We start from the raw sequence: 7,093 nt of genomic DNA on the forward strand, positions 1-7,093 counted from the left end.
CCAATGCAAAATCTTTCCATCCAGTCTACGTCACGCCTGTCGCATGCTTCCGAAACGAATTGTGCAGACGCTCCTTAGAGGTGGCCCCGTTCGTTCGGACAGTTTTTTCGATGTTTAAGTGGAACGCTGGCTGGTCACGCTGCCGTTCTAATCGCGGGCAGCATCGCGAAGTAGGCTTCATCTGGGGTCTTGTCCGACAGACTTGAATGAGGCCTTTGTTTGTTGTACCAAGTGAGGTAGTTAGCGATCGACTTCTGTGCATGGCCGACGGATACGTAGGCCTTCAAATATATCTCTTCGTACTTCACACTGCGCCACAGTCGTTCGATAAAAACGTTGTCCCGCCAGCTTCCCTTGCCATCCATCGACAGAGCGATTCCGCGCGAGAGGACCGCGTCGATGAAGACTGTACTGGTAAATTGGCTGCCTTGATCGGTGTTGACGATCTCAGGCAATCCATATTTCGCGAATGCTTCTTCAAGCGCCGCCACCGCATGCTCAGCTTCCATCGTGATCGCGACTCGGTGCGCTAAAACACGGCGGCTGGCCCAATCGATCACAGCTGTGAGATAGACGAAGCCGTGCGTCATAGGCACGTATGTCGTGTCCAATGCGTACACCTGACTGCTGCGCTCGATCTTCCGATCGCGCAGCAGGTACGGCCAGATCTTGTGGGCCAGATGTTTGCGGCTCAAGTTCGGCTTGCGATACAGCGCTTCAATGCCCATTTTGCGCATCAACGTGCCGACGTGCTTGCGGCCGACCACTATGCCCTCTCGCTTGAGCAGGCGCATCAATATGCGCGCGCCAGCAAACGGATGCTCCAGGTGCAACTCGTCGATACGGCGCATGAGCGCCAAATCCGCGGCACTCACCGGGCGCGGCGCATAGTACGCACTGGATCGGCTGATGCCGACCAGCTCGACCTGCCGCAAAACCGGTAGGGGTGGCCACGATCAATCATTTCTTTGCGCTCAGCAGGCCTGCCTTGCCGAGCGCGCCGGACAAAAAATCATTCTCCAGCGCCAGTTGGCCGATCTTTGCGTGAAGCGTCTTCAGATCCACCGGCGGCTCATTGACGGGCGAGCTCGTCGCGCCGAACACGTCGGCCGCTCGTTCCTGCAACTGCCGCTTCCATTACGTGATCTGGTTCGGATGAACCTCAAACTGCTGCGCCAATTCTGCCAGCGTGCGCTCCCCGCGTACTGCTGCCAGTGCCACCTTCGCCTTGAACGCCGCTGAGTGCGTGCGCCGGGTTCTCTTCGTCATCGTCTGGTTTCCTTTATTGGCATTATGCCTATCTCAAAACCCAGCGACTCCAGCTAACCGACTGTCCAGATTTCCGGAGCCACCTCTCAACAACCCTATCGTCGTGGGCCGCAGTGGTTCTCGTTTGCTGGCTGGGACTAACCTTCGTGATGACGCCAACGCCAGCTCGGAGTGCGGTTTTGCTCGCATCCTTGCTGATGGGTGCCGGAATCGCGGTGATGCATTACTCCGGCATGTCGGCAATGCAGATGACGCCGGCGATCCGCTATATGCCCCCGCGCGCCGTGCTGTCGGTGCTGATTGGCATCGGCGCGTCCTATGCCGGGCTCAGCATCGTGACAAAGCTGCGAAAGTTGGAAAAGACGCAACTGGCGAAGCAAGCTGGCGCAGCCTGCCTGATGGGCGTCGCGGTCTCAGGGTTGCACTACACGGCAATGGCGGCCGCCATGTTTGCGCCCAACTGCGTGAGCCGAGCGGCGATCGATTTCAACCAACGTGATTTCGTTCTGGAGATCTTCATCACGGTCTTGGCGGTGCTCGGCATTGCTCTCATCGTGGCATTGCTTCAGACGCGTAAGGACGCGCGAATCCGGGAGGAGGAGCACTGGCGCCAGCTTTCCATGACAACCGGCGAATTGATCGCTAGCGAGCAACGTTTCAGGGCAGCTCAAGAGGTCGCGATCGATCCGTTTCTGGTATTAAAAGCCGTGCGGACGGGGGCAACGATTACGGACTTCATCTTTGATTATGCCAACCCGGCGGCACTTCGTTTTTTAGGCGCGACCGAAAGTGACGTCATTGGGCAGCGTTTTTTAACGCGATTCCCGACTGCATCGACGAACGGGTTGTTCGCCGTTCATGCGCGCGTATGCATGGGCGGTGGGCCTGCCACGATCGAGCAGGAATACGTGGGCGACCGTATCTCGAGCTGGCTTCGCATCAACTCCGTCAAACTTCTTGACGGAGTTGCGATAACGTTTGCTGATATCACCGAGCGGAAAGCCATAGAACAGCTCGCCGAGGTCATGCTCGAGGATCGAAGCAAGGCCCTCGCGCTCGCTGAAAAGGAGAGCGTGGTCAAAGACGCGTTCATCGCCGCCGTGAGTCACGAACTGCGCAATCCTGTCAATGCGGTCCTGTCATGGGTGGAGGTGCTCAAGCGCACATCATCGACAACTCGTTCGACGATCGGCAATGCGCTTCAGAGAATCGAAGACAGTGCCAAAGCGCAGGCGCGCCTGGTGAACGACCTTTTGGACGCGTCAGCAGTGGCCGGTGGCAAGGTGCGCCTGGCGATGCAAAACGTCAAACTAGCTGACGTTGTGGCCGCAACCGTCTCGGATGCGGCCATCGTGGCGTCAAAGAGCGGAGTCGAAGTCCGTCTCGGAGCGGCGGCGGACTGTGCGGTGGTGGCCGATGAACACCGCCTCCGACAAGTCTTGGCAAACGTGCTGCAGAACGCCGTCAAATTCTCGAACCCCGGCGACACGGTGACCGCAAATGTTTTCCGTAGTGCGGATTCGGCCACGAGTGAGATTCGGGACACCGGCATCGGCATAGAACCTGCCATGCTCCCGCACGTGTTCGAGCGCTTCGCTCAGGAAGGATCCAAGGACCGCAGTCGCCTCCGTGGTGGCGTAGGGCTAGGGTTGGCGATTTCCAGGCAACTGATAGAAGCGCATGGCGGCAAGATCGAAGCCTTTAGCGAGGGGCCGAGGACGGGCACGACCGTCAGCATTTCGTTGCCTGTGTCCAGACCGAACTCAAGGCAAGAAGACGTGCGCACGACGGACTATTTCTAGCGCTCAGCTTCCCTCGGGAGGGCTTACGCCATGGCCACGACCAAGCGTAGTACGAACCGGCGGCCAGCGGAAGCGCTGGTTGCCGGCGATCGGGATCTGATGAAGGCGCTCATGAAGGACGCGCTGCAGGAAGTGCTTGAAGCGGAAATGACCGAGCTGCTGGGCGCTGCGCCCAATGAGCGCAGCGAGACGCGAAGCGGCTATCGTGCGGGTTACTACGGCCGTGCTCTGGTGACCCGCATCGGCAAACTCGAGCTGCGCGTGCCACGTGATCGGCATGGCGAATTCTCAACGGCGCTGTTCGAGCGCTATGCGCGCAGCGAGAAGGCGTTGGTGGCGGCGTTGGCCGAGATGTACGTGCAGGGCGTCTCGACCCGCAAGGTCAAGGCGATTACCGAATAGCTGTGCGGTCACAGCTTTTCGGCCTCGGCGATTTCGGCGATCAACAAGGGGCTGGATGCGACGCTGCGCGGCGGACAGCGCTATATCGTAGGAGAGTTGTACCCGCTCATCCTCGCCGATCTGGCCGATTCGACGCATGTTGCTTGACATAGGAGCGTCAATGCCCCGACCGAAAGCCTGTGGGGTTCGTTGAAAGTTGCACGCCTGCATGGCCGGCACTTCGCGAGCCGGCGTGCGGCAGTGGATGAAATCGTCGACTGGCTTGGCTTTTACAATTCCCGCCGGCTACATTCGACGCTCGACTACGTCAGCCCCATGACGTTCGAGAAAAACCGGCTCGCCGCTCGACTGGGACGAGCCGCGTAAATCTCTCAGCTATGGGATTCGCGAAACAGGGGCAAGGTCAAACCTCGTATTTCTGTTTAGAGTTTTTTGCCATTGCTGGCAATCACATCTCGATACCAATAAAAGCTGTCTTTCGGTATGCGGCGCAGGTCTTTTTCATTGGTCTCGTCACGGTCGATGTACACAAAGCCATAGCGCTTTTGATAGCCATTCAGCCAGCTCAAGATATCGGTAAACGACCACGCGCAGTAACCCAGCAACTGCACGCCATCGCTGATCGCTTGCTGGCAGGCTTCAAGGTGGCCTTTCAAGTAGGCAATGCGGTAGGCGTCGTGAATGGTGTCATCGGCGTTTAGTATGTCGAACTCACCCAGACCGTTTTCGGTAATCATCATTGGCAGTGCGTAACGGCTGGAGATTCGACGCAACGCAATACGCAAACCAGTTGGGTCGATAGCCCAGTCCCAGTTGGATGTTTCCAGATTTGGGTTGGCGGTGGTGCGATACAGGCCGGGCACGCCGCTTGATGGTGTGGTGCCTTTCTGGCCGGTGGTGTTGATTCGCTTCATGCCCACGCCATGGAGTGGGTTCTCGGTAAACGTCGTGGTGTAATAGTAGTTCACACCGACAAAGTCGGGTAAGCCGCGCTGAAAAATTTCCAGATCGCCCGGTTCAATGTTTGGCGCTTCGCCGGTTTGCTGCAGGTAATGTAGCGCCGCTTGCGGATAGCGGCCATAGCAATAGACATCCAGCCACCAGTAATTGGTGAATTCGTCAGCGTTTTCAAAAGCTAGAAGGTCGGTGGGCGCACTGGAGGCCGGGTAGGCTGGCGAATAGGCAAAGCTGGGGCCGATCTGGCCGGTGGGTACGTGCTGTCGGAAGGCGGCAATCACTGTGGCATTGGCCAAAAATGCCACATGATTGGCGGCAAAGAAACGTCTGCGGTCTTCTACGCCGGGCGGGTGAGTGCCCAACTGAAAGGCATTGGTGAAGTTGAAGTTCTGTTCATTCAGCGAGATCCAATACTTGACCTTCCCGGCAAAGCGTTGAAACAGCGTTATGCAATAGCGCTCGAAATCCGTGATGATCTCGCGGCTTTCCCAGCCACCGTATTCATCCTGCAAAGCTTGAGGCAAATCCCAGTGGTACAGTGTGAGGACGGGTTCGATGCCGTGAGCGATCAGTTCGTCGATTAAGCGCTCATAGAATGCCAACCCCGCTTCGTTAAGCTCGTTCCGACCTTTCGGATAAATACGCGGCCAGCTCACTGAGAAGCGGTACGCCTTCATTCCCATCTGCGCCATCAGCGCCGCGTCTTCAGCAAAGCGGTGATAGTGATCAACTGCCACATCGCCGTTGCTGCCCTGAAAAGTCTTGCCGGGAATCTTGGTAAAAGAATCCCACACCGACGGTCCTTTGCCGTCCACGTTCCAAGCGCCTTCTACCTGGTAAGCCGCCGAGGCGGCACCCCAGAGAAAGTCCGGGGGAAAGTCTTTCAGTTTCCGGTGGAACATGAGTGCCCTCCTGACGGTTCACTGCAGCGGTTTGGCAAAAAATAGCTCACCGCGCGTGATCAGGTCAACACCGACTGGCAGCCTGCCTGGCGATATACACGCTGACTGGCGAGGTTTGTTTCGAAATGCCGCACGGGAAGATCGTCGGCCGAGCCGGTGAGGGCATTGTGATGGAGGCAGGACGTTTGCACGCCCTTACCGCAACGGGTCTCGAACAGCGCCTGGGCAGCGACAATTGTTTTGGCCGGTCGGTCGTTGACGATCGTTTAGACCGGTGGTGAGGAGTCGAAGGCGGCGCAGCCGCCGTAGACGATGAGCCACCGGCGGCGCCAGGTCGACGGGCTTTAGGATGGGCTGATCGAAGCTTGAAGAAGAAGCGGTCAGCTCATGTCTGGAACCCGCATTACCGACCAACAGGTTCATCTCTATATGAACAAGCGCAAACAGCACTCTCAGGAAGTCGCGGCCGCCAAGACCGGTATCAGCGTGCGTACGGCGCGCCGCATCGAACGTGACGCCACCTTGCCTTCTCAGAAACCACGGCAAACATGGCGGACCCGAGCTGATCCCTTCGTCGACGTATGGGAGAGCGAAGTCGTACCGCTGCTGCGCAACGCGCCCCACCTGATGGGCATCACGATCCTGCGCAAGCTGCAGGACGATCACCCGGATTGCTATCCCGATAGCATGCGGCGCACGCTGGAGCGGCGTATCCGCCAGTGGCGGGCCCTTGAAGGGCCTACGCAGGAGGGTGTTCTTCCCCCAGGAGCATCAGCCCGGTGTGCGCGGACTGTCAGACTTCACCGATATGAGCAAGCTTTGCATGACGATCGGCGGTGCACCATTCGGTCATCGGCTGTATCACTTCGTACTGGCGTTCTCGCGCTGGGAATACGCGAACGTTGTTGAGGGTGGTGAGAGTTTCGAAGCCCTCGCAGCGGGATTGCAGAACGCGCTATGGCAAGCCGGCGGATGCCCGCGCGAACATCGTTCTGACAGCCTGTCGGCTGCCTTCAAAAATCTGACAGAGCAGGAGGACTTCACGAAACGTTACGCAGCGCTACTTGACCATTACGGCATGGAGGGCACGCGCAACAATCGTGGCCTGGGTCACGAAAACGGCAGCGTGGAATCCTCGCATCGGTATCTGAAGGAAGCGGTCGACCAGGCCTTGATGCTTCGCGGCCATCGCGAGTTCGTGGATCGGGCCGCGTACGATGAATTCATCCGCGAGGTGGTGATGCGCCGAAACCGGCGCAACACTGCGGCGTTTCGCATTGAGCGCGCACAGTTGCAGGATTTGCCTGAACGTCGCACCACGGACTTCGTCGAGGAAGAAGCACTCGTAACCCGCTGCGGCACGTTCACTGTGCGGGGCATCCTGTACAGCGCGCCGTCGCGCTTGATCGGTCACCGGCTGAAGGTTCGGATCTATACTATTACTTCGGCAGCAAAGAGCAGCTTTATGTCGCTGCGTTGGAATCGATGTATGCTGACTTCGCCGAGAAGGAAAGCTGCCTCGACCTTTCTCAAGTCGAGCCGGGAGAGGCAATCGTAACACTTGCAAAGTCGATATTGGCGCACCTTTGGGACAGCCCTAACAGGCCGCTGAAATACTGATCGCAGAGGTCAGCGCGAGATGTGCCTGAAGCGTTGATAGAAGGACCTAACATGCCCCCCGGAAATCATGCGCGGCGCCGACACGTTCACTGAGAGTTTGTTTTCCTTTCGCAAGCTCGACGACTTCGTTCCGGCGTCGCA

The 7,093-nt window shown here is 58.1% G+C and carries 2 protein-coding genes and 4 pseudogenes; 4 read left to right on the forward strand and 2 right to left on the reverse strand.

What is annotated here, in order from left to right:
- Positions 1-134 precede the first annotated feature (134 nt).
- A pseudogene (locus AB6804_RS31205) lies at positions 135-1,269 on the reverse strand (IS3 family transposase).
- Positions 1,270-1,448: 179 nt separating this feature from the next.
- On the opposite strand from AB6804_RS31205, the gene AB6804_RS31210 reads away from it, so the two are divergent.
- The 3 genes and pseudogenes from AB6804_RS31210 to AB6804_RS31220 all read left to right on the forward strand — a co-directional run.
- A complete protein-coding gene (locus AB6804_RS31210; RefSeq protein WP_370889742.1) occupies positions 1,449-3,071 on the forward strand; it encodes an ATP-binding protein in 1,623 nt (540 codons plus the stop codon).
- A 30-nt stretch (positions 3,072-3,101) separates the two neighbouring features.
- Positions 3,102-3,593: pseudogene (locus tag AB6804_RS31215) on the forward strand (transposase); the annotation flags it as partial.
- Positions 3,594-3,632: 39 nt separating this feature from the next.
- A pseudogene (locus tag AB6804_RS31220) lies at positions 3,633-3,839 on the forward strand (IS3 family transposase); the annotation flags it as partial.
- Between the two features lie 56 nt (positions 3,840-3,895).
- Here the strand turns inward: AB6804_RS31220 and AB6804_RS31225 are convergent.
- Positions 3,896-5,332 carry a glycoside hydrolase family 1 protein gene (locus tag AB6804_RS31225; protein ID WP_370889743.1) on the reverse strand — a complete coding sequence of 479 codons (1,437 nt, stop codon included), beginning with the start codon at positions 5,330-5,332 and terminating at the stop codon, positions 3,896-3,898.
- Between the two features lie 387 nt (positions 5,333-5,719).
- Between AB6804_RS31225 and istA the strand changes: the two are divergent.
- Positions 5,720-6,767, forward strand: a pseudogene (istA, locus tag AB6804_RS31230) (IS21 family transposase); the annotation flags it as partial.
- Positions 6,768-7,093: the final 326 nt, after the last annotated feature.

This window comes from Caballeronia sp. RCC_10 (assembly GCF_041360715.1).
Classification (GTDB): Bacteria; Pseudomonadota; Gammaproteobacteria; order Burkholderiales; family Burkholderiaceae; genus Caballeronia; species Caballeronia grimmiae.